Here is a 22,816-nt window from a genome sequence, read left to right on the forward strand (position 1 = left end):
AATCCAGGTCGGAGGCAAGAGGTGCGACGAGGACGACTGTCGCTCGCGGGACAGGCCTTCGTATGGCAGCTGGTGGTGCTGGCGTTGCTCATCGCCGTCGGCACGATCCTGGCCGTGCTCGATGCCAGGCGCGACCATGATCTGGCCGCGGAGATGCAGGTCAGGGACGTCGCGGTGACGGTGGCACGGTCGCCATCGACGCTGGCCGCGGTGAACTCGCCCTATCCGAGCGGCCTGCTGCAGCCGACCACCGAGCGGATCAGAGCGGCCACCGGCATGGACTTCATCGTCGTGATGGCACCCGACCGCACCCGCTACACCCACACCAACCCCGATCTGATCGGCAAGCCGTTCGTCGGCAGCATCGACGGCGCGCTGGCGGGCCAGACGCTGACCGAGACCTTCACCGGCACCCTCGGTCCCTCGATCCGCGCGGTGACCCCGGTCTACGACAACGGCCGGGTGGTGGCGCTGGTCTCGGCCGGGGTCACCCGCGCCAAGATCAGCACCCAGGTCGCCTCCCAGCTGCCCCTGATCCTCGGGGTGGCCGCGGTGGGTCTCGCGCTGGCCGCGTTGTCGGCGTTCTTGATCAGCCGCAGGCTGCGGCGCCAGACCCACGGTCTCGACCCCGACGAACTGCGCGCGCTCTACGAGCATCACGACGCGGTCCTGCACTCCGTGCACGAGGGTCTGGTGGTGTTCGGTGCCCAGGCCGAGGCCGCGGAGGTGGTCAACGATCAGGCGCGCACCCTGCTCGATCTGCCCGACGGCCCGGTGTTCCGCAGAAATCTGCCCGTCTCGCTGCAGCAGATGAGCGAGGGTGTGGTGCGCGACGAGACGCACGTGACCACCGACCGCATTCTGCTGGTCAACCAGGACATGGTGAGCTGGGAGGGCCGCGAGATCGGCACCGTGCTCACCATCCGCGATCAGACCGAACTGCGCGCGGTGCTCGGTGAGCTCGACTCGGTGCGTGGCTTCGCCGAGTCACTGCGGGCCCAGGCACACGAGGCGGCCAACCGGCTGCACACCGTGGTCACCATGGTCGAGCTGGGCCGTCCCGACGAGGCGGTGGCCTTCGCGACCGAGGAACTGCAGCTCTCGCAGGTGCTGATCGACCGATTGCTGGCCGCCGTCGGCGACGCTGCACTGGCCGCGCTGCTGCTCGGCAAGGTCGACCAGGCCGCCGAGCGTGGGGTGAGCCTGTCCATCAGCGAGGACACCGCGCTGGACTCCACCGATCCGCTCTCGGCCCACGAGACCGTGACCCTGGTCGGCAACCTGATCGACAACGCGATCGACGCGGCGGCCGGCACCGTCGACAAGCGCGTCGAGGTGTCGGTGTGTCATCGCGACGGCGCGCTGTGGGTCCGGGTGTCCGACAGCGGCCCCGGCATGTCGGCCCAGATGTTCTCGCGCGCCGCCGAACGCGGCTACACCACGAAATCCGACCACGCGGGCCTCGGCCTCGCTCTGGTGCACCGCCTCGTCGATCGACATCGCGGCACCATCACCACCACGGCCGCACCACACAGCGCGGTCATCGTTCGCATTCCGCTGAGGGAGAAGCCATGCTCCGGGTCTTGATCGTCGAGGACGAGCCGTTGATCGCGCAGGCCCATCGGGCCTATCTCGAGCGGCTCGACGGTTTCGTCACCGGTGCGCTCGTGCACACCGGACGCGACGCGCTGCGGGTCGCCGCCGAGGCGATCGCCGACGGCAATCCGTTCCATCTGGTGCTGATGGACATCGGCCTGCCCGATATCAGCGGGCTCGATGTGGCTGCCGCGCTCAACGGACTCACGCCGCGCCCCGATGTCATCGCGATCACCTCGGCGCGCGAGCTGAACATGGTGCGCAGCGCGGTGGCCCACGGTGTGGTGCTGTATCTGCTCAAGCCGTTCACCTTCGCCGCCTTCCGCGAAAAGCTGGAACGGTATCGCGATTTCAACACCGCGCTGCCCGCGGGCGAAGCCGCGCTGTCCCAATACGACATCGACCGCGCGCTCGGTGCGCTGCGCACCGCCGACCAGAAGGCCGGTGCGCCGAAAGGCGTTGTGCAGCACACCTTGGAGGAGGTCTCACGGGCGGTGCGCTCGACCGAATTCGGCATCACGGCCACCGATGCGGCTGCGGCCGTCGGTGTTTCGCGGATCACGGCATGGCGGTATCTCGAAAAGCTCGCCGATGACGGATTGGCCGAGCGGCGGGCCGACTACGGCCGTGCCGGTCGCCCGAAGACCCGCTACCGCTGGCGCGCGAGCACGTAACTCACGCCGGACGCGAAGCCCCGGCCATGTCGTCGGGCGCCGACGTTCGCGCGACCGGACCCAGATCGACCGGCATGTGCTCGAAACCGTGCAGTGTGAACAGGTTTCGGCGGATCGGTTCGCCGCGCAACCGCAGGTTCGGGTAGCGGGTGTAGAGCGCGCGCAGGGCGTGCACCGCTTCCATCCTGGCCAGGCTCGCGCCCAGGCAGGCGTGGATGCCGCTGCTGAACGCCACGTGCTCCCGCAGATTCGGCCGGTCGATATCGAACCGGTGCGGGTCGGGGAAGACGGCGGGATCGCGGTTGGCCCCGGCCAGCGACAAGATCACGGTCGTACCCGCCCGCACCCGACCGCCCGCGATCTCGACGTCCTCGAGCGCCTGGCGCGCGGTGGTCTGCACCGGCGGATCGAACCGCAGCGTCTCCTCGACCACATCGGGCCAGCGGTCGGGGTCGTCCTGCGCGAGCGCGAGCTGATCGGGATGCGCCGACAGCGCGGCCACCGCGTTGCCGATCAGGTTGACTGTCGTCTCGAAACCGGCGCCCATCAGCAGACTCGCACCGGCCTGGAGTTCGGCCAGGTTCAGCTCGCCCGAGCTCACCAGCGTGGACAGGATGTCCTCGCCCGGTGCGCGGCGCAGCGTGGCGATGTGCTCGGCCAGGAACTCGTCCATGTCCTCGATCGCGCTCATCGCGCCACGGTAGGACCGCCACGGCGTGCCGATATCGAGCAGCGGTGTCACCTTGTCGCCCCATGCGAGGAACCTGTCGCGGTTCGCGGAGGGGAAGCCGAGCATCTCGGCGATGATCGCGATCGGCACCATGGCGGCGAAGTCGGTGATCAGGTCGACCGAGCCGTTCGCGGGCATCGCGTCGAGCAGTTCGGCCGTGACCACCTCCACCCGGTCTCGCAGCCTGGCGATGGCGCGCGGGGTGAACGCCGAGGCCACCGGCTTGCGCATGCGCGTGTGTTCGGGCGGGTTGATCACCAGCATCGATGGTGGTTCAACCGGATTGGGTGGCAGCGTGACCCGCTCGGCGAGCTTGCGCAACGGCGCGGGCAGATCGTTGCCGAGGGCGGGCCGAACGCCGAATCTGGGGTCACGCAGAATCGCGCGAACGGGTGCGTGATCGAACGCGGCGACGGACAGCGGCGTCTTGATCATTCCACCCGACCCGCGCAGTTCATCGATCAGCGGATAGGGGTCGTGCAATCCCTGCCGGCCGCTGAGCAACGTCGCGAACGGATCGCCACGACGCACGTGCCATCGCAGGATCGCCCGCGGCAACCCGTGTTCGGCCGACCATCGAACCCAGTACTGCGCCATCATCGCCGCCCCTGTCCTTGAAGTCGAAGACTGGCTTCCACAGTACGGACAGGGTGTGACACCCGACACGTCCTCGAGGAGGACCCGAACCTATACCTGGGTAGGAGCTAGCGCCGGATGGTCACCTTCTCGGTGACGACCCGATGCTCGATCGCACCCGGATCGGGATTGACGACCTGCACCAGCGAAGCTCCCGCGAACAGGACCGCGACATAGCCGTCGATCACTTCCTGCACCGTCTCCCACGGCGTACTCGACAACACCCGATCGCCAGAGGAGAACCCTTGCAGTGCAGCAGATTTCCGTGCCGCGGTGAGAACTTCGGGCACTGAGAGGCCGTCGAGCGCGGCGCGAAAACCACCGGGCAGGAACTGATCACCGTGCACCCGCACCGCGGTCGCGAAGTCGGTGACACCGACCGGCACCTCACGCACCGGCGTCCCCATGGCGTCCAGCGACAGCACCGCCACCTCGCCGACACCCTCGGCATCGTCGAGCCGGTCGGGCGTGACCAGCGCGAGGTCGGCATCGGGATCGGGCGTGAGTACCACTTCGGTGCCCGCCCACCAGCATCCGAGCAGCACCGCGGCGGTCTGCCAGTGCGCGGGCAACAGCACCGCGACTCTGGCGCCGGGGGTGAGCGCGAATTCGTCGCGGATCAGGTTCGCGGTCTTGGCGGCCCAGTTGGCCAACGTCAGCCCCGACAGTTCGATCCGGGCACCGGTGGCGTCGTCGTACCAGGTGACACGTGGTCCGGCGGGATCACGTTCGAGAATCGGGTCGAGGAGGGCGTCGGTCAGGGTCGAGTTCGGCTCACGCATGGGTCAATTCACACATTTCGGTCCGTTCTGGCCTGCGTCGATCGGCGGGGCGGGCGGTATCGGTGCCGCGGTCGCGGAGGATGTCGCGTCGAGATCGAACATGCTCGCCGCGGCCGAGCCGGGACCAGAGTAGTCGCTTGCCAGCACCACGCTCACCGTATCCGCGGACAGCGACGAATCCGCGACCACGGTGAGGCCGCCGAGTGCCTCGGCGACGGCCGCCGCCTTCGGATCGTCGGCGTCGGCGGCCAGCACGCGGCTCGAGCTCACGCTGCCACCGGCGTAGTTGCCGACCGTGCCCTCCTTGAAGCCCTTGCCCGTCAGTGCCGTCGACACCTTGCCCGCGAGCCCGGTGGCGCCGCCCGCGTTGAGCACGCTCACGGTCACCGTCGACGGGTCGAGCTTCGGTGCGTCGGCGGGCTTGTCCTCCTCCTCGCCGATGAGCCCGGCGACGAAGCGCTGCACCGTCTTCGGATCGACCTTGACCACCGACTCCCCCGCCGAGGTCATGCTGTTGAGATCGGAGACGGGGATCGTCTCGAATGCCACCTTGCCGCCGGACAGATCCTTGAGCTGCTGCAGGAAAGCCAGCACGTCCCAGTCGTCGTCGAGCACGACGGTGCGCCCGACCGCCTCGCTGATCTCGCTGAGCTTGCCCGGATTGGCGAGGATCCTGGCATTGAGCAACTGGCCGACCAGTTGCGCCATGAACACCTGCTGACGCACGATCCGGTCGATGTCACCGCGTTCGAGATCATGGCGCTGACGCACGAAGCTCAACGCCTCCGCACCGTCGAGACGCTGAGGCCCGGCCGGGAAGTCCGCGCCCGACATCGGTTCGTCCACCGCCTGATTCAGGCACACCTCGACCCCGCCGACCGAGTTCGTGAGCAGCACGAAGCCCAGCAAACTCACCTCGGCGTAGTGGTCGACGGTGATGCCGGTCAGATTGGCCACCGATTTGATCAGCGCCTGGCGGCCCGACTTGGTCGACGCGCGTTCGGCCTCGGCCTCGGACTTGCCGTCGGCGAGCAGTTCGGCGCGTTCGGTCTCCTTGGTCGCGCCGTACGCGGAGTTGATCTTGGCCTTGCCCTGGCCACCGCCGACGTCGACGTAGGCGTCGCGCGGGATGGAGATCGCGGTGGCGGAGCGGCCGTCGTTGGGCACGCGGATCAGCACGATGGTGTCGGTATTGGTGCCCACCTCGTCGCCCGCGTGCAGCATGGCGCGTTCGGCGTTGGTGAGCGGGTTGCCGTGCGCGTCGGTGCGACTGTCGACGCCGACCAGCAGAATGTCGACCGCGCCGTCACGTTCACCGCCGAGCCCGAGGCCACCGATCCGGTCGATGTTGGCGATCAGGTTGTCGACACTGCGCCAGGCGAATCCGGTGAGGCACAGCACCAGCACCGCCGAGATCGCCACCATCAGTTTGGCCGCACCGAAGGTGCCCGCAGACGCGCTGACCGGCCTTGTCGACTCTCGCACTCGTGCATCCTCTCGACGAACTCCGCACCCGGTCCGCTCTTCCCCCCGCAAACACCGCCTTGTCGTCAGGCTAACCAACAGTTACCACACTCGGCCCCAACCGCAGGTGTCCCGGCGTGCCAGACTTGCCGCGTGAACGCCGATTTCCCCGCCCCCGCTCACCTGATCGTAACCGGCGCACGCGGTCTGCTGGGGCGACAGATCCTGCGTCTGGCCCCCGAGGCGCGCGGCTTCGGGCGGGCCGAACTCGATATCACCGACCGCACTGCCGTCGACGCTGTCCTCACTCCGGGTGCTGTGGTGATCAACTGCGCGGCCTATACGTCGGTCGACGCCGCCGAAACCGATGTCGAGGCCGCTTTCGCCGCCAATGCGACCGGGCCCGCGGTGCTCGCGACCGCCTGTGCCGACGCCGGTGCGCGGCTTATCCACGTATCGACCGATTACGTCTTCCCAGGGACTGCGCACACACCGTACGAACCAGGCGACCCCACCGGACCGCGCACGGTCTACGGCCGGTCCAAGCTGGCCGGTGAGCAGGCCGTGCTCGCGCTGGACGCACAGGTTGTGCGTACAGCCTGGGTATACGCCGGTGTCGAGGGGGATTTCGTCGCGACCATGCGCAGGCTGGAAGCCGAACGCGACACCGTCACCGTGGTGAACGACCAGCTCGGCTCCCCTACCAGCGCCGCCGACCTGGCCGCCGCGCTCCTGGAACTGAGCACCCGCCCCGACGCACCCCGTGTGCTGCACGCCACCAATTCCGGCACCGCCACCTGGTTCGATCTCGCCGCGGCGGTTTTCGCCGACCTGGGCGCCGACCCGGCTCGCGTGCTGCCCTGCGCGTCCACCGAATTCCCCAGACCCGCACCGCGCCCGGCGTATTCGGTACTCTCGCCCGCGGCTTGGAATGCTGCCGGTCTCACCCCCTTGCGGCCCTGGCGTATCGCACTCACCGACACACTGAGCGGGTTGTCCGACTAGGCTCCGCTCTCGTGAACGACGCAGCCGAATCTCCAGCCCCCGCCGGCCTCGCCGTGGTCACGGTGACCTATTCACCAGGTGAGCACCTCGAGCACTTCATCACCACCCTGGCCGACGCCACCAGCGAGAAGCCGCAGGTGATCCTGGCCGACAACGGCTCGACCGACGGCGTCCCCGAACTCGTCGCCGAGGCCAACGCGCACGTCACGCTGCTGCACACCGGCGGCAACATCGGCTACGGCGGCGCCATCAACCGGGCCGTCGCCGAGATCGATCCGTCGGTCGAATTCGTCATCCTGGCCAATCCGGACATCCGCTGGGGCGTCGACTCCATCGACAAGATGCTCGCCGCCGCCGAACGCTGGCCGCGCGCGGGCGCGATCGGGCCGATGGTTCGCGAGCCCGACGGCAGCATCTACCCGTCGGCACGTCGTGTCCCCGGGCTCGCCGACGGCGCCGGACACGCCGTTCTGGGCTCGGTCTGGCCGAAGAACCCGTGGTCGGTGCGCTACCGCCAGGAGAACGAGCAGATCTCCGAGCGCGTGGTCGGCTGGCTGTCCGGTTCCTGCCTGCTGGTGCGCCGCGCCGCCTTCGACAGCATCGACGGTTTCGACTCGCGCTACTTCATGTACATGGAGGACGTGGACTTCGGTGACCGCATGGGCAAGGCGGGCTGGCACAATGTATTCGTCCCGGACGCCGAGGTGACCCACGCCAAGGGTCACGCCGCGGGCAAGCATCCCGAGCTGATGCTGCCCGCCCACCACGCCAGCGCCTACCGCTTTCAGGCGGACCGGCATCCGCACTGGTGGCAGGCACCGTTGCGGGGCGCGTTGCGGGCCGGACTTGCGGTTCGCTCCAAGATTGCGGTTCGATCGGCGCTGCGTGAGCAAGCGCGAACCGGCGCCTGAGTAGGCACCGGTCCACTGTGAACAGGGGAAACTCGATGGCAGGCAATGCAGGCACCGACGCGGTCATCCTCGTCGGCGGACAGGGCACGCGGCTGCGTCCGCTCACCCTCTCGGCGCCCAAGCCCATGCTGCCGACGGCCGGGCTGCCGTTCCTGACCCACCTGCTGGCCAGGATCGCCGAGGCCGGGATCACCCACGTGGTGCTCGGCACGTCCTTCAAGGCCGAGGTCTTCGAAGATCACTTCGGTGACGGGTCCGAACTGGGCCTCGACCTGGAGTACGTGACCGAGACCGAGCCGCTGGGCACCGGCGGCGGTATCCGCAATGTGCTGCCCAAGCTGCGCGCGGACAATGTGATGGTGTTCAACGGCGACGTGCTCGGCGGTACCGACCTCGGTGCGATCCTCGACACCCACGAGTCGACCAACGCCGACGTCACCCTGCACCTGGTCCGCGTCAGCGACCCGCGCGCCTTCGGTTGCGTGCCGACCGACGCGGACGGACGCGTCACCGCGTTCCTGGAGAAGACCCAGGATCCGCCGACCGACCAGATCAACGCCGGTTGCTACGTGTTCCGCCGCGAATACATCGAGAAGATCCCCACGGGTCGTCCGGTCTCGGTGGAACGCGAGGTCTTCCCCGCGCTCCTGGCCGAGGGCGCCCGCGTCCAGGGCCACGTCGACGCCTCCTACTGGCGCGATATGGGCACGCCCGAGGACTTCGTGCGCGGTTCCGCGGACCTGGTCCGCGGTATCGCCCCCTCTCCCGCTCTCCCCGGCCAGCGCGGCGAGTCCCTCGTCCATCCCGGCGCGGGTGTGGCACCGGGCGCGCTGCTCATCGGCGGGACCGTGGTCGGGCGCGGTGCCGAGATCGGCGCGGGCGCGCGGCTGGACGGTGCGGTGATCTTCGACGGCGCGGTGGTCGAGGCGGGCGCGACGGTCGAACGCTCCATCATCGGCTTCGGTGCCCGCATCGGCCCTCGCGCGCTGGTTCGCGACGGCGTGATCGGTGACGGTGCCAATGTCGGCGCGCGCTGTGAACTCCTGCGTGGTGCGCGGGTGTGGCCCGGCGTGGTCATCCCCGACGGCGGCATCCGCTTCTCCACCGACGTCTGATCGGCCCGACGCCGGGTCACCGCCGATTCTCTCGACGGGTGACCCGGCGTTGTGCTGTCCGGCCGTCGTCGCCGCTAGCTGAAGCCGACGGCTTGGTCGCCCCAGGCGGTGTGCAGGTCGGCGTCCGGGTTGTCGACCACGCGGTCGATGGTGTCGATGAGCAGGGTGGTGCGGGCGGTGGGGCGGTAGTGGGGCCAGTGTTTGGAGCCGTCGATGGCGGCGGGGACGCCGTGTTCGGCGAAGGCCAGCCAGCGGCGCTGCATCCGGCCCGAGACCGCGACCGAGGCTTTGCGGCCGCCGAGCCAGAAGGTGGGGTCGTGGTTGAAGGTGCCGAAATTGCCGAAGACATAAGGCAATTCGGTAGCGTGCCCCGCTCCGACCCTGGCCGCCTTCAACATCGGGGTCGCGTAGTCGAAGCGGTACATCCACGTCGGCGAATGCTGGGCATGACCCTCGGCCACCCAGGCCGCGGGCATTCGGAAGGCCGCGTCGGTCGACATCGCCAGCGCCCCACGGGTTTTGGTGAGATCAGGGTAGGCCGAAGTGATCTCGGCGATCCGCTCGGGTGACATCTCCGGATGCGATGCGGCGACATCGCGCAGCATCGCGTTCACCGCATCGGGCGTCACCGGCATGATCGGTGAGCGCAGTACCCGGAACAGTGACGCCTCATCACGATTGGTGCCGATCAGCAACGGCACCCGATGCGAGCGCCCCTGCTGGAATCGGTCGATCGGGTAGCCCGGCAACAGATCTCCGTCGACGACCGGTGCCGCGGCGAGCCTGCCCGGCTCCTTGGTCGGCACCTCGTCCAACAGCACCGCGCCGATTTCGATGAGCTGTTGGATCGGCAACTCCAGCAACCGATTCGCCTCGCCCGGCCCGAGTTCCAGCAGTTCCAGATACCGGCGGCCGACGACCGCGGCCCGTTCCTTCCCGAAAACCGTCGTGGCGGGCGGACTCTGCACGATCACCTTGTGGAACAGACCGGCCGCGGCGGGCGACGTGAGCAGCGCGGTCACGCATCCCGCGCCCGAGGACTCACCGAACAGCGTCACATTGCCCGGATCGCCACCGAAGGCGGCGATGTTGTCGCGCACCCACGCCAGCGCGGCGAGCTGATCGTGCAGGCCGAGGTTCGCGGTGAACTGCTCACCGAACGAGGACAGATCGAGGAAGCCGAGCACCCCGAGTCGGTAGTTCACCGAGACGACCACCACGTCGCCCGCCTCGGCCAGCTTGCGCCCGTCGTAGATGGTCTGGGCGGCGGTGCCGAGGCAGTAGGCGCCGCCGTGCAACCACACCATCACCGGGCGTGGTTCGTCGGTACTCGGCTCGGGCCGCGGCGACCAGACGTTGACCCACAGGCAGTCCTCGCCCATCTGCAGGTCGGAGTCGACCGGCACCATCGCGCCCATGGCCTGCGGTGCGATGTCACCGAACACCACGCAGTCGCGCACGCCGTCCCAGGGCTTCGGGGGCTCCGGCTTGGCGAATCGGGCAGGTCCGGCGGGTGCGGTGGCGTAGGGAATGCTGCGCCAGACGGCGACCGGCCCGTCCCAGGTTCCGCCGACCAGTCCGTACTCGGTATCGGCCAGTGGGTCGGCCTCGTGCGTCCGCATATCGTGGTCGAGATCGGGCTGAATGCTCATCGCACACCTCCTAGCCGGCGCGATCCACGGGTGCCTGTGCATTTGCTCCCGCGGGCCGCAGCACCTGGTGACTTCATACGAGAGTACGTGCGCACCGCCCGAACGCGCGGCTCCACGCCATTTCCCCAGGTAACAGTTACTCCACGGTACGACAAAGTGATCGACTGCCGATCCTTCGGGCGCCGATGCTGCTTACACTGTGCCGATGCCGAACTACAGCTTCCGGTGTCGTTCCTGCGGCGACACGTTCGACGTCAACCGGCCGATGGCGCAGTCCGCCGACCCCGCCACGTGCCCCTCGGGCCACGACGACACCGTCAAACTGCTCACCACCTTCGCGACGGCAGGACGCGGCGCCGCCCCCGCTCCCGCGCCCGCACCACGTCCGGCCGGTGGCGGTTGCTGCGGTGGTGGCGGCTGCGGCTGAGGCTGGCAGCGGTCGGCCGAGGTGTCAGTCGCGGCGGTCGACGTGGCCGAGGTCGCGATCAGGTGCGATCCGGTCGCGCACCCGCTGCTTGAGAATCGCGATATCGGGAAAACCGCCGTCCGCCTTGCGTTCCCAGAGCTGTTCCCCATCGAGGGTGATCCGGAAGATGCCGCCCTGACCGGGAACCAACGCCACTTCACCGAGTTCGGTGGCGAACGTGGTCAGCAGTTCCTGCGCCATCCAGCTCGCGCGGAGCAGCCAGCGGCATTGGGTGCAGTACTCGATCGCGATACGGGGCACGTGAGCAGTATCGCGCTTCAGGCCTGGAACGTCCCGTCGAGGTAGACCCACGCCCCGTCGACCCGGACGAAGGTACTCATCTCGTGCATCGCGTCCCGCACGCCGTCGAGCTTGTAGTGGGCGATGAACTCCACGGTTCCGTTGTCGTCGAACGGCCCCCCACGCTGGGTTCCGACGATCTCGAGAAACAGCCACCGCTGATCCTGGTCGAGCTCTAGCACGGCGGGGCGGGTGCTGGGATGCCAGGACCGCAGCAGATAGTCCACATCGCCGACGACATAGGCGGTGTAGCGGGACCGCATCAGCGTCTCCGCCGTCGGCGCGGCCTTGTCCCCCGCCAGAATCGGCCCGCAACAGCCATCGAACGGCTCACCACGACGGCACGGACACAGTTTCACTTCACCCATACCGTCATCCTGCCGGATCAGCCGAACGGCTGATGTGCCAGCGGCACCATCTCCAACACCCGCGCCAGCTCAGTGGTCTGATCCCGCCATCGCCGCAGGTCGGTGACACTCGGCGCCATCTCGTAGTCGAGATGATGCGCCGCCCGCGACAGCGCCGCCCACAACGCACCGACCTGCCCGGCGGTCTCGGGCCCCGCGTACACCCGCAACGCGAGCAGCTGCGCACGCATCGGACAACGCATCAACTCGGGCGCGACCTGTGCCCACAGCTGATCAACCGCCTGCTCCAGCGCGAGCCGCAGAATCCAGGCCACCGCGCGCGACCACACCCCACCGGCGTCCGACACCGAACCGTCCAGCAGATTCTCGGCCGCTTCCAGCCGCTGTGCCACCGAGGGCCGCGGACTGAACTTCGCGCGGGCAGGCCTGCCACGACGATTCACGTGCGCACCACGGCAGGTTCGTGCGCTCGCAGCCAGGTGATGAATCGTTCGGTGTCGCTGATCAATTCGCGCATCGGCCGATCGATCGGCACATGGGCGCCCGCCGTCGCGTCACGGAGCACACCCACCAGCCAGCGTCCACCGACCGCACTCAGGTGTTTGTTCAGGTCGTCGACCCGCGCACCGACACCCATGATGGCGAGGGTGATCATGGCGCGGGTGGTGTGGGCATTGCGCACGCGCCGCTCCACTTCCCCGTGTTCGAGGCCCGCCGCCAGCAGTTCCTGGCGGGCTTTCGCCAAGCCGGCGGCCTCGATCGCGGAACGACAACAGGTGGCAACGAGTTCGTCGGCGATGGCGGCGGGCAGTTGTGGCGTGCGCAGCAGTGATCGGGCGTCGTCGAGATAGCGGCGAACCGGGTCGCCGGTCACCCGCACCTCGACGATCGAACGCTCGCGCCGCTGGACCTCGAGTACCGTCGCGTCGAGCTGCATCCTGCGCACCGCCTCGGCGAGTCGCTCGTCATGGGTGAACACCACCACCTGCCGCGACGCCGCCACCTCGGCAAGGACCCTGGCCAGCCCGTCGACCTTCGCCGGATCCATCGCCTGCACGGGGTCGTCGATCATCACGAACCGGAAAGGACTGTGCGCCACCGTAGCTCGCGGCAGGAACAGCGAGAGCCCGAGCGCGTGCAGTTCCCCCTGACTCATCACCCCCAGCGCCGCACCGTCCACCTCGTCGACGGTGACATCGAGCAACACCCGCCGCGCCGTGCCCGCGCTGCCCTGCAATCGAATCGCGCCGAGCTCCACATTGCTCTGCTGTCGCAGCGTGCTCCACACCCAGCGCGCCGTGGTCTCCAGTGGCCGCATCCGCTCCCCACGGATCGTCGCCGTTGCCGCCTTGAGCCAGTCGGCCGCCTTCTTCACCACGCGGAGTTCGCTCGCGTGGTCGGCGACGGCACGAGCGGGGTCGAGCCAGGCGAGAATGCGCGGAACCAGCGGCGACCACACCGCGTCGAGTCGCTCCAATTCGGTCCGCGTATCCCTTTGTAGAGCACCGAGTTCCGCTGCCAGCGCGGCATGGGTGGTGCGGAGTCGAGCCGGGAGCTGATCGTCGTAGTCGACCGCGGCGAGCGCGGCCCATTCCGACCAGAGTTGCCCGACGATCTCGCGCTGTTTACTCAGCGAATCCGCGCTCCCGGCGAGTGGTCGGGCATGTTCTCGGTAAGGATTCGCGCGGCCGGTGGTCGAGTACGCCGCCGTGCGCGCGCTGATGGCGTCGGCGACCTCGATCGGCACACTCGTCGGCAGCGCTCGGGCTGCCATGAGGGCCGTATCGAACTCCGTTCGCGCTGCCCGGAATGCCGCGAGTTCCGCACTTCGGTGCGAGATTTCGGTGTCCGCGGCCGCGAGCCACTCCACGTCGAGGTCACCCCGTCCGCAGACCGGGCACGGGCACTGCCCGCCCACCCCGACGTGTTCGCGTGCGCGCGTGAGCAATTCGAGGACTCGCAGGTCACCCTCCGCGTCGGAGGTCGCGTAGCGCGCCACCGCACCAGCCGCTTCGGCGAGCCGGTCGGTTGTCGCGGCAACCTGAGCGGTGTCGAGCAGGGTCAGCCGCAGAATCGCACGCAGACCTTCGGGTCCGTCGATACCGAGGACCGAGTCGGCCACCGCCCCGGCCACCGCGTCGAGGTCGGGCTCCGGCGTGCGCAGCAGGTCGGCAAGGTCGCGGGCACGTTCGTCGTCGGCTTCGGCGAGATCGACGAGGAGATCGGCGCGGGACTGGCGTGAATCCCGGACGGCGCGTTCGAGTTCGAGCTTGCGCAGCCGGATCTGTTCGGCCGCGGCGGCCAACTCGTCGAGGCCGAGCAGGCGATGCAGCGCGTCGAACAGGTCGCTCGGCTTCCCGTCCACGAGCGCGCCGAGTTCGCTGTAGGACAGGAACGGCCGGTACAGATCGAGCCGCTGCCTGCGGCCGTGCGGGTCGATGCCGACGGCCGGTGCGGAGCCACGACGTTCGGTCCACTGTGCCTGCACCAGTTCGGCATTCGGGTCCCAGCTGGTGCCGACTGTGACCTGGGGTTGCTCGCCCGCGGTGAGCAGTTCGACATCGATCCGGGCGGTATCGGGTTCGTGCAGGTTGCGCCACCCCTCCCGCCATGCGGTCGAGCGGCCGTCCCAGCGGCGATTCCCGCCGGTCAAGGCGAATTCCGCGGCCTCGGCGAAGCTCGACTTCCCGCTGCCGTTGCGCCCGACCACCAGTATCAGGCCTGGCCCTGGGTTCAATCGCAGCGTGGCCGCGGGCCCGATGCCTCGGAAACCCTGGACGGTGATCGACCGCAGGAAGACCCCGGTGTCACCGGAATCCGTTGCGGCCGAGTCACTGTCGACAGCGCTGAGCGCGGCGAGCACGCAATCGGCGACCCGTTCCTCCACTGCCGGGTCGGCGGCGAGCTCGCGCGCGACCACCTCGGCGATCCGATCCGAGCACACTCCGAGACTTCCCCCTTCGCGCCCGCGCGCAACGCGACGATTGTGCTGGAAACGCTACCCGATCGCCGGACGTTCGCCCAGGAGATGCACGGGGCCTCAGCGAATCTGCCCGCGGGAGTGGAATGGCCATCGCGGCACCACGACGGCCCTCGATGTCCACCCCTCGCCCACCCCGGCGGGCAGCTCGATGAGGTGTTCACACCCGCGTTACGCTGCGTCGAGTAGCGCGGGCGGTCCGGGCGGTGCCGAACAGATCAGAATGCCAGACATCACCGCTGACGGCAAGGGCTGGCGCACGAAATACCTACAGCACCAGCATTTTCGAGGTTCTTCGCCGCCACGACCGCTAGTTGTCGGTGGGTTGGGGTAGATATTTCGGCGAACAGAGAACGGGGGAACCGATGACCGAGCAACGCACGCCGTGGACCGAGGACCAGGTCCGTGCGCTCGCGCCCGACGCGAGCTCGCTGGCTGCCGCACGCAAGCTGGCGGGTCGCTGGCGCGAAACCGGCACCGCCGACAACGCGGTGTGGGGGCTGTGCCAGGGCAGTGGCGCCAAGCCGTACCAGGCGATCGTCGACCTGGACGGACCCGCGTACAAGTGTTCGTGCCCGAGCCGCAAGTTCCCCTGTAAACACACGTTGTCGCTGCTGCTCACGTGGTCGGGCGGCCAGACGCCCGGCCGGGACGCCCCCGCCGATTTCGCGGCCGAATGGCTGGCGGGGCGGGCCGCGAAGGCCGCCGCGCCGCCGAAGGCCAAGGCCGCGAGCACGCCGTCGCAGGCGACCGTCGAGCAACGACGGACCCGCGTCGCCGCCGGGCTCACCGAACTGGAGGTCTGGTTGACCGACCAGATCCGGACCGGCCTCGCCCAGACCGACCGTTCGTACGCCGCCTACGAGGCGATCGCGGCACGGATGGTCGATGCCCAGGCGCCCCGCATCGCCGAGACCCTGCGCAGGTTGCCCACCGCGGTCGTCACCACCGAGCACTGGCCCGAGCTGCTCCTGCGCGAGTACGCCCGCCTGCATCTGCTAGTGCTCGCCCATCGCCGGCTCGACGCGCTCCCCGAGCCGCTGCAAGCGGGTATTCGAACGCATGTCGGCTATCCGACGACGGCCGAGTCGGTCCTGACCGAACCCGCTGTGCGGGACCGCTGGCTGGTGCTCGGCATGCGGGTGAGCGAAGAGGAACGCCTGCACACCCGGCGTACCTGGTTGCGCGGGCGAAGCAGCGGACGATGGGCCCTGCTCATCGAGCATTCCTTCGCCACCCCGAATTTCACCGGCGAGGTGCCTGCCCCCGGTAGCGAGGTGGACGCCGAACTGCACTACTACCCCGGCGCGGCGTCCCTGCGCGCCCAGTGGGGCACCCGCCACGGTGTGCCAGAGCCGTTCACCACCATTCCCGCTGTCGGCGGCACCACGATCGATGCCGCGCTGGATGCCTACGCCGCGGGCCTGAGCAACGACCCATGGCTGCGCGCGTGGCCGGCGCTGCTCACCGATGTCGTGCCGGTGCTCGACGAGAACGGCTGGCAGCTCGTCGCCGCCGACGGCACCGCGCTACCGCTGCCCGCCGGGGTGCGCCCGTGGCGGCTGATCGCCGTCGCGGGTGGTCATCCGGTGACGGTGTGCGGCGAGTGGCGAGCCGACGGCTTCGACCCGGTCTCGGTGTTCTCCGGTGGTGAGGTGAGCGATCTGGAAACCGATTTCCCCACCGACACCACCCCGACTCCCGCACTGGCCGAATTGGTCTCGGTAGCCCTGCTCGGTACCGCCCGCCGCAGCGCCGACGGCGTCCACCTCGACGCCGCGGTCGCCACCGCCGTTCCGCAGCACGCGGGCGAACCGGCCACTCGGCTGCTCCACACCGCCGCCCTCCAGGACCTGTATCTGCGCGGCGGACAACTCCCCCGCACCGCGTCGAAACCCGAACCCGCCGTCGATGATTCGCGCCCGCTTTTGCCACGACCGGCCGCCGACCGCTTGAGCCGTCTCCTCGCGGACAAATCGCCGTTCCTGCCCGAGTGGTTCGCCGCGGCGACACCCTTCGACTTCCGACTGCCCGATGTGCTGTGCGTCCAGGCGCTGTCCGCCGCCGCCTCCGACGCCGCCCTGCGAGCGCCGCTGCTCCGTTTGACGGGCCGCCGCGGACGATGGCTGGCCGCCCGTAATCCGGCCTGGGCGAAACTTGTCGACGAATTCCCCAGCGAGACATCCACCTCGCGCACGCAAACGCCGGCCACCAACGACGCGGGTGCGGTTATGGCACAGGATGTGTGGTTGTTCGGAACATCCGGGGAGCGCAAGGACTGGTTCACGCGAATTCGCCGGGATGATCCGGCGTCCGCCCTCGCCGTGTTGACCTCGGCGTGGCCCAAGGAGTCGTGGCCGGTCAAGGCGGAGTTGCTGGCGTTGCTCGCCGATGGGCTGAGCTCAGCGGACGAAGCGCTGCTCGAGCGGGCACTCGACGATCGGCGCGGCGATGTCCGGCGGACCGCGACCACGCTGCTGAACAAGCTCCCCGACGCCGCTTTCGGGCAGCGGATGGCGGCCCTGGTGGCGTCTTGGATTCGGGTGGCCGGCGATGGCACCGTCGAGGTGGCGGTGCCCGCGGAACTCGACGCGCAGGCTCGGCGCGACGGCATCACCGACGCGACCGACCAGGCGAAACTGCGGTGGGACACGCCCGATTCGACGATCACGACCCTGCACCAGGCGATCGCCGCGACGCCGCTCACGGCGTGGGCTCCCATCGTGCACACCACCGAAGCCGAAGCCGCGAGCACCGCGCTGACCCTGTCCCTGCCGCCTCGCTATGCCAAGGCGATCGTGGACGGCTGGGTCGATGCCACGCTCGCCCAGCGCGACACCGGGTGGGCCCGTGCGCTGTTCGCCCACGCGACCCCGACCGAGCAGGCCGTGCTCCGGCGACGCGAACTGTTCACCCTGCTCGATGCCGCCGACCGGATCGAGCACGTGCTCGACCTCGACGCGCACCAACTCAACGAACTGCACGCGATCCTGCCCGGCCTCGATCACCCATGGCCGGCCCAGGTGGCCACCCACGTGCTGCGCCTGCTCGGCGAGCGCGCCCGCACCACCGCGCGTGCGCCGCATGCCAATGCGGGCGTGTACACCGACCGGGCGCTGCTCACCGCGGCGAGCGTCCACCTGCCGGTCGCGCTGGCCTCGCGGATCACCGCGCTCGCCGACACCACCGAAGACCCCGCCTGGCAACAGGCTTTCCACCGACTCGCCCACGATCTCACCGACCGCGCCACCATGCTCGAGGAGCTGCGATGACCACCATCGAACCGTCCACCACCCTGCTTCGCCCCCACGCCGAGCAGGCCTTCGCCGACGAGTTGGCTGCCCTCGGCCGCGCCGACGACCGCGTGCGCCCGCCGTCCTGGAAACTGTCCCCCTGGGCGGTGGTCACCTACATCCTGGGTGGCACCCTCGACGACGGCACCGTGATCACCCCCAAATACGTCGGCCCACGCAGGCTGATGGAGGTCGCGGTCGCCACCCTCGCCACCGACCGGGCGCTGCTCCTGCTCGGTGTGCCCGGTACCGCGAAAACCTGGGTTTCCGAGCATCTCGCGGCCGCTATCAGTGGTGAATCGACGCTGCTGGTCCAGGGCACCTCCGGCACCGCCGAAGAAGCGATCCGCTACGGCTGGAACTACGCCCGGCTGCTCGCCGAAGGACCGAGTGACGCTGCCCTGGTCGCCTCTCCGGTGATGACCGCCATGCGCACCGGCGCCATCGCGCGCATCGAGGAGCTCACCCGCATCCCCTCGGATGTGCAGGACGCGCTCATCACCATCCTGTCCGAGAAGACCCTGCCGGTCCCCGAACTCGGCGGAGAAGTGCAGGCGGCCAAGGGTTTCAACGTGATCGCCACCGCCAACGATCGCGACCGCGGCGTGAACGATCTCTCCTCGGCGCTGCGCCGCCGCTTCAACACCGTGGTGTTGCCGTTGCCCGCCGACGAGGATTCCGAGGTCGCCATCGTGAGCCGTCGCGTCGAACAGCTCGGCGCCGCACTGGAGTTGCCGACCGTCCCCGCCGCCGCCGAGGAAGTCCGCCGCGTGGTGCGGGTCTTCCGCGAGCTGCGCTCCGGCATCACCGCCGACGGCCGCACCAAACTCAAATCCCCCTCGGGCACCCTGTCCACCGCGGAGGCGATCTCGGTGATCACCAACGGCCTCGCCCTCTCCGCCCACTTCGGCGACGGCGTCCTGCGCGCCTCCGACATCGCCGCCGCCGTCCTCGGCTCAGTGATCAAAGACCCGGTCGCCGACACCGTGGTCTGGACCGAATACCTCGAGGCCGTGGTCCGGGAACGCCCCGACTGGGCCGACTTCTACCGAGCCTGCCGCGAAATCGCCGGCTGACACCCACCGCCGGGGAGGACGGACACACAGCACACATGGGGTTTTCGATGAGTGACAACAAGGGCGACGCCCGATCAACGCCCGACGTCGGCATGCCGACCGATCCGGCGGGCAGGAGTGCGGGCACGGGTGCGGATACCGACCCGGTGACGAGGGTCTTCGGCATTCGTCACCACGGGCCGGGGTCCGCGCGCTCGCTGCGCCACGCGCTCGAAGAGTTCCGGCCCGACGCGATCCTCATCGAAGGTCCCGCCGACGCCGATCCGCTCGTCGGGTTCGTCGCCGCCGAGACGATGACCCCACCGGTCGCGCTGCTCGCCTATGTCCCGGATTCGCCTGCGCGTGCGGCATTCTGGCCGTTCGCGGTGTTCTCCCCCGAGTGGCAGGCCATGCGCTACGGCGTCGACCACGCCGTCCCGGTCCGCTTCTGCGACCTCCCGGCCACGAACGTCCTCGCCACCGAGGACGACACCCGCGGCGGCGGCTCCGACCCCTTGGCCGCCCTGGCTTCCGCCGCAGGCTACGACGACGCCGAACGCTGGTGGGACGCCGTCGTCGAATCTGTCGCCGACAGTGCGGCTTTCGACGCGATCACCGAAGCGATGGCGGCTCTGCGCGAGGACGCCGCCCACACCGAGCTGGACGCATCGCCCGGTGACGACCCATCAGCACCGCCGAGCGATACGGCTCAGCCGACCGCTGCGATACCGGCCGATGATCCGAAGCCTGCGGAGAACCCCTCGGCGGCAATCGGATTCGAGCTACCGGCTTCCGTGGAACGACATGACGCCGCGATCGCGCCACTGATCGTCGACCATCACACCTTGGTCCGCGAGGCGCATATGCGCCAGGTGATGCGGCAGACACTCAAGGGCGGCGCGAAGCGATTGGCCGTGGTGTGTGGCGCTTGGCATGCTCCAGCACTGGTCGAACCGCTCGGTCCCGCGGCTCCGGATATGCGGCTGCTCAAGGGGTTACCGAAGACCAAGGCGGCGTTGACCTGGGTGCCGTGGACACATTCACGGCTGGCGGCCGGCTCGGGCTACGGGGCAGGTGTCACCTCGCCGGGCTGGTATCACCATCTGTTCACCGAAACCGAGCGGCCGGTGGCGCGCTGGCTGACCAAGGTCGCCGGGGTGCTGCGCAAGCACGATCTGCCGGTTTCCAGTGCGCACATCATCGAGGCGGTGCGACTGGCGGACACCCTGGCGGCATTGCGCGGCCGACCGCTGCCCGGACTGTCCGAAGTCACCGAGGCCGTGCGGTCGGTGATGTGTGGTGGCGACGAGACCATGCTGCGCCTCGTCATCGACGAGCTCGTGGTCGGCGAAACGCTCGGCAGCGTCCCCGAGGACACCCCGACGGTCCCCTTGGCCGCCGATCTGCGGGCGCGCAGCAAAACCCTGCGGCTCAAGCAGGAGGCACTCGCCCGAAACATCGACCTCGACCTGCGCAAGGAACGCGACGTCGAGCGCTCGCATCTGCTGCACCGCCTGCGCCTGCTCGGCATCGGCTGGGGCACTCCGACAACCGGTGAGGTCCGCAGCACCGGCACCTTCCGGGAGACCTGGACGCTGCGCTGGGAACCGGAATTCGAAGTCCGCATCGTCGAAGCCGCGATCTGGGGCACGACTTTGCGCACCGCGGCGGAAACCAAGATCCTCGATACCGCCGGCCGTGACGACGTCACCGTCACCGCGCTGGCCGATGCACTGGAAATGGCCCTGCTCGCCGACCTGGGTGGTGCCACCGAAGGTTTGATCATCAGGCTGGAAGCGGCGGCCGCACTCGACCACGACGTCACCCACCTGCTCGGCGCCCTACCCGGCCTGACCCGCACCCTGCGCTACGGCGATGTCCGCGGCACCGACACCAAGGCCCTCGCGCATGTCGCCGACGGTCTCCTGGTGCGGATCTGCGCTGGCCTGCCCGGCGCCGTCACCGGCCTCGACACCGATGCGGCGCAGGCCCTGCGCACCCAGATCGACGCCGCGCACACCGCCATCAGCACCCGCGACGACGAACACGCCACCACCGAATGGCTGGCGACACTGCAACGCATCGCCGACCGCGACGATGTGCACGGCGCGATCGGCGGCCGCGCGGTGCGCCTGCTCTGCGACGCCGAACGTATCGACGACGCCGACTCCGCCCGCCGCCTCGCCGCCGCCTTGTCCATCGGCAACACCCCCGCCGCCAAGGCCGCCTGGATCGACGGCTTCCTCGGCGGCCGCGGCCTCCTCCTTGTCCACGACCGAGAGTTGTTGCGCCGCATCGACGAATGGCTCCGCGATCTCAACGAAGACCAGTTCGTCGCCACCCTCCCCCTGCTGCGCCGCACCTTCGGCTCCTTCGAATCCGGCGAACGCCGAGCCATCAGCCAAGCCCTCCGCGACACCGGCTCGGCGCCGACCACCGCCCCTGGGCGCACCGCGACAGATCCGGTCCGCGGTCAACTGGCACTGCGAGCCGCCACCGCCATCCTCGGTGCCGCCGGATGACCACGCATCCCGAATTCCCGCTCGATCAACAGGAGCAGTCATGACCCGACCCGACGAAACCCAGTCGCGCCGCTGGCGTCTCGTGCTCGGCAGCGCCGCGGAAGAACAACTCGGTGGGCTGGGCTCCGGTACCGATCAGGCAATGGACCAGGCGTTGTCCGCTCTCTACAACACCGGTGAAGTCGGATCGACGAAAAGGTCGGGCGGACTCGGTGGTTCGGCACCCCGAGTTGCCCGCTGGCTCGGCGACATCCGCACCTACTTTCCGGCGACCGTGGTCGAGGTGATGCAGCGCGACGCCGTCGACCGACTCAACCTCACCCAACTGCTACTGGAACCCGAGCTCCTGGAATCGGTCGAGCCCGACGTGCACCTGGTCGGCACCCTGCTGGGTCTCAACCGGGTGATGCCCGAAACCACCAAGGCCACCGCGCGAATGGTGGTGGAGAAGGTGGTGCGCGAGATCGAGCAGCGCATCGCCGCCAAGACCGTGGCCGCGGTCTCCGGCGCCATCAACCGTGCCGCCCGCACCCATCGCCCGAAACTGCGTGACATCGATTTCAACCGGACCATCCGCAAGAATCTCGCCAACTACCTGCCCGAACACCGCACCATCGTGCCCGAACGCCTCGTCGGTTACGGCCGCAAGTCGCAGTCGATCCAGCGCGATGTGGTCCTGGCGATCGACCAATCCGGTTCGATGGCGGCCAGTGTCGTCTACGCCTCGGTCTTCGGCGCCGTCCTCGCCTCGATGCGGTCGTTGAAGACCTCACTGGTCGTCTTCGACACCGAGATCGTCGACCTCACCGATCAACTCAGCGACCCGGTCGACGTCCTGTTCGGCACCCAACTCGGCGGCGGCACCGACATCAACCGCGCCATCGCCTATTCGCAAACTCTGATCACCCGCCCCACCGACAGCCTGTTCGTGCTCATATCCGACCTTTACGAAGGCGGCGTCCGCAACGAGATGCTGCGCCGCTGCAACGCGATGAAGGAAGCGGGCGTCCAGGTGGTCGTACTCTTGGCCCTCTCCGACGAAGGCGCTCCCGCCTACGACCACGACAACGCCGCGGCACTGGCGGCCCTCGGCATCCCCGCCTTCGCCTGCACCCCCGACAAATTCCCGGACCTGCTGGCCACCGCCCTCGACCGCGGCGACATCACCCGCTGGGCCGACACCCACGCACCGGCGACGTAAGGAGAGGACTCGGAGCGCATCGCGTCCGGGCCAACTAGGCTGCGATCGATCGGGTTCGGTGAACGG

The 22,816-nt window shown here is 69.1% G+C and carries 18 protein-coding genes; 10 read left to right on the forward strand and 8 right to left on the reverse strand.

Annotated features, from left to right (window positions below):
* Positions 1-21 precede the first annotated feature (21 nt).
* Positions 22-1,587 carry an ATP-binding protein gene (locus ACLJPD_RS04290; RefSeq protein ID WP_410870396.1) on the forward strand — a complete coding sequence of 522 codons (1,566 nt, stop codon included), beginning with the start codon at positions 22-24 and terminating at the stop codon, positions 1,585-1,587.
* The gene (locus ACLJPD_RS04295; protein ID WP_410870397.1) at positions 1,572-2,270 is read left to right on the forward strand and encodes a response regulator; all 699 of its coding nucleotides are present in this window, start codon (positions 1,572-1,574) and stop codon (positions 2,268-2,270) included. Before ACLJPD_RS04290 ends, ACLJPD_RS04295 begins: the two co-directional genes overlap by 16 nt.
* Position 2,271: 1 nt before the next feature.
* Here the strand turns inward: ACLJPD_RS04295 and ACLJPD_RS04300 are convergent, their stop codons facing one another.
* The 3 genes from ACLJPD_RS04300 to ACLJPD_RS04310 form a co-directional block, all read right to left on the reverse strand.
* Positions 2,272-3,600 carry a cytochrome P450 gene (locus ACLJPD_RS04300; protein ID WP_410870398.1) on the reverse strand — a complete coding sequence of 443 codons (1,329 nt, stop codon included), beginning with the start codon at positions 3,598-3,600 and terminating at the stop codon, positions 2,272-2,274.
* A 104-nt stretch (positions 3,601-3,704) separates the two neighbouring features.
* The gene (locus ACLJPD_RS04305) at positions 3,705-4,418 is read right to left on the reverse strand and encodes a TIGR03089 family protein (protein WP_410870399.1); all 714 of its coding nucleotides are present in this window, start codon (positions 4,416-4,418) and stop codon (positions 3,705-3,707) included.
* 3 nt (positions 4,419-4,421) lie between these two features.
* Entirely contained in the window at positions 4,422-5,843 is a 1,422-nt protein-coding gene (locus tag ACLJPD_RS04310) for an LCP family protein (RefSeq protein WP_410871919.1), read from the reverse strand.
* Positions 5,844-6,035: 192 nt separating this feature from the next.
* Here ACLJPD_RS04310 and rfbD point away from each other — a divergent pair, with 192 nt between their 5' ends.
* From rfbD to ACLJPD_RS04325, 3 genes are read left to right on the forward strand one after another with little or no spacing between them, the layout of a single operon-like run.
* On the forward strand, positions 6,036-6,887 hold the full coding sequence (rfbD, locus tag ACLJPD_RS04315) for a dTDP-4-dehydrorhamnose reductase (protein WP_410870400.1): 852 nt from the start codon (positions 6,036-6,038) through the stop codon (positions 6,885-6,887).
* An 11-nt stretch (positions 6,888-6,898) separates the two neighbouring features.
* Positions 6,899-7,798 carry a glycosyltransferase family 2 protein gene (locus ACLJPD_RS04320; protein WP_410870401.1) on the forward strand — a complete coding sequence of 300 codons (900 nt, stop codon included), beginning with the start codon at positions 6,899-6,901 and terminating at the stop codon, positions 7,796-7,798.
* Between the two features lie 35 nt (positions 7,799-7,833).
* The gene (locus ACLJPD_RS04325) at positions 7,834-8,913 is read left to right on the forward strand and encodes a sugar phosphate nucleotidyltransferase (RefSeq protein ID WP_410870402.1); all 1,080 of its coding nucleotides are present in this window, start codon (positions 7,834-7,836) and stop codon (positions 8,911-8,913) included.
* A 74-nt stretch (positions 8,914-8,987) separates the two neighbouring features.
* Here ACLJPD_RS04325 and ACLJPD_RS04330 read toward each other — a convergent pair whose 3' ends face one another.
* A complete protein-coding gene (locus ACLJPD_RS04330) occupies positions 8,988-10,535 on the reverse strand; it encodes a carboxylesterase/lipase family protein (protein WP_410871920.1) in 1,548 nt (515 codons plus the stop codon).
* 235 nt (positions 10,536-10,770) lie between these two features.
* On the opposite strand from ACLJPD_RS04330, the gene ACLJPD_RS04335 reads away from it, so the two are divergent.
* Positions 10,771-10,992, forward strand: coding sequence for an FmdB family zinc ribbon protein (locus ACLJPD_RS04335; protein ID WP_410870403.1), 222 nt, complete (start codon positions 10,771-10,773; stop codon positions 10,990-10,992).
* A gap of 24 nt (positions 10,993-11,016) precedes the next feature.
* Here ACLJPD_RS04335 and ACLJPD_RS04340 read toward each other — a convergent pair whose 3' ends face one another.
* From ACLJPD_RS04340 to ACLJPD_RS04355, 4 genes are read right to left on the reverse strand one after another with little or no spacing between them, the layout of a single operon-like run.
* Entirely contained in the window at positions 11,017-11,292 is a 276-nt protein-coding gene (locus ACLJPD_RS04340; RefSeq protein WP_378847524.1) for a SelT/SelW/SelH family protein, read from the reverse strand.
* 17 nt (positions 11,293-11,309) lie between these two features.
* Positions 11,310-11,699: a YchJ family protein gene (locus tag ACLJPD_RS04345; protein WP_410870404.1), complete on the reverse strand. Its 390-nt coding sequence runs from the start codon at positions 11,697-11,699 to the stop codon at positions 11,310-11,312.
* A gap of 17 nt (positions 11,700-11,716) precedes the next feature.
* Entirely contained in the window at positions 11,717-12,142 is a 426-nt protein-coding gene (locus tag ACLJPD_RS04350) for a hypothetical protein (RefSeq protein WP_410870405.1), read from the reverse strand.
* Positions 12,139-14,643, reverse strand: a complete 2,505-nt coding sequence (locus tag ACLJPD_RS04355) for an AAA family ATPase (RefSeq protein WP_410870406.1) — start codon at positions 14,641-14,643, stop codon at positions 12,139-12,141. The genes ACLJPD_RS04350 and ACLJPD_RS04355 overlap by 4 nt, the downstream gene beginning before the upstream one ends.
* Before the next feature lie 401 nt (positions 14,644-15,044).
* Between ACLJPD_RS04355 and ACLJPD_RS04360 the strand changes: the two genes are divergently transcribed.
* The 4 genes from ACLJPD_RS04360 (at position 15,045) to ACLJPD_RS04375 (ending at position 22,750) form a co-directional block, all read left to right on the forward strand.
* A complete protein-coding gene (locus tag ACLJPD_RS04360; RefSeq protein ID WP_410870407.1) occupies positions 15,045-17,951 on the forward strand; it encodes a DUF5691 domain-containing protein in 2,907 nt (968 codons plus the stop codon).
* Positions 17,948-19,048: an ATP-binding protein gene (locus ACLJPD_RS04365; RefSeq protein WP_410870408.1), complete on the forward strand. Its 1,101-nt coding sequence runs from the start codon at positions 17,948-17,950 to the stop codon at positions 19,046-19,048. Before ACLJPD_RS04360 ends, ACLJPD_RS04365 begins: the two co-directional genes overlap by 4 nt.
* A 92-nt stretch (positions 19,049-19,140) precedes the next feature.
* Positions 19,141-21,549, forward strand: a complete 2,409-nt coding sequence (locus tag ACLJPD_RS04370; protein WP_410871921.1) for a DUF5682 family protein — start codon at positions 19,141-19,143, stop codon at positions 21,547-21,549.
* Between the two features lie 40 nt (positions 21,550-21,589).
* Positions 21,590-22,750: a VWA domain-containing protein gene (locus ACLJPD_RS04375; protein WP_410870409.1), complete on the forward strand. Its 1,161-nt coding sequence runs from the start codon at positions 21,590-21,592 to the stop codon at positions 22,748-22,750.
* Positions 22,751-22,816 lie beyond the last annotated feature (66 nt).

Source organism: Nocardia sp. A7, assembly GCF_046549215.1.
Taxonomy (GTDB): Bacteria; Actinomycetota; Actinomycetes; order Mycobacteriales; family Mycobacteriaceae; genus Nocardia.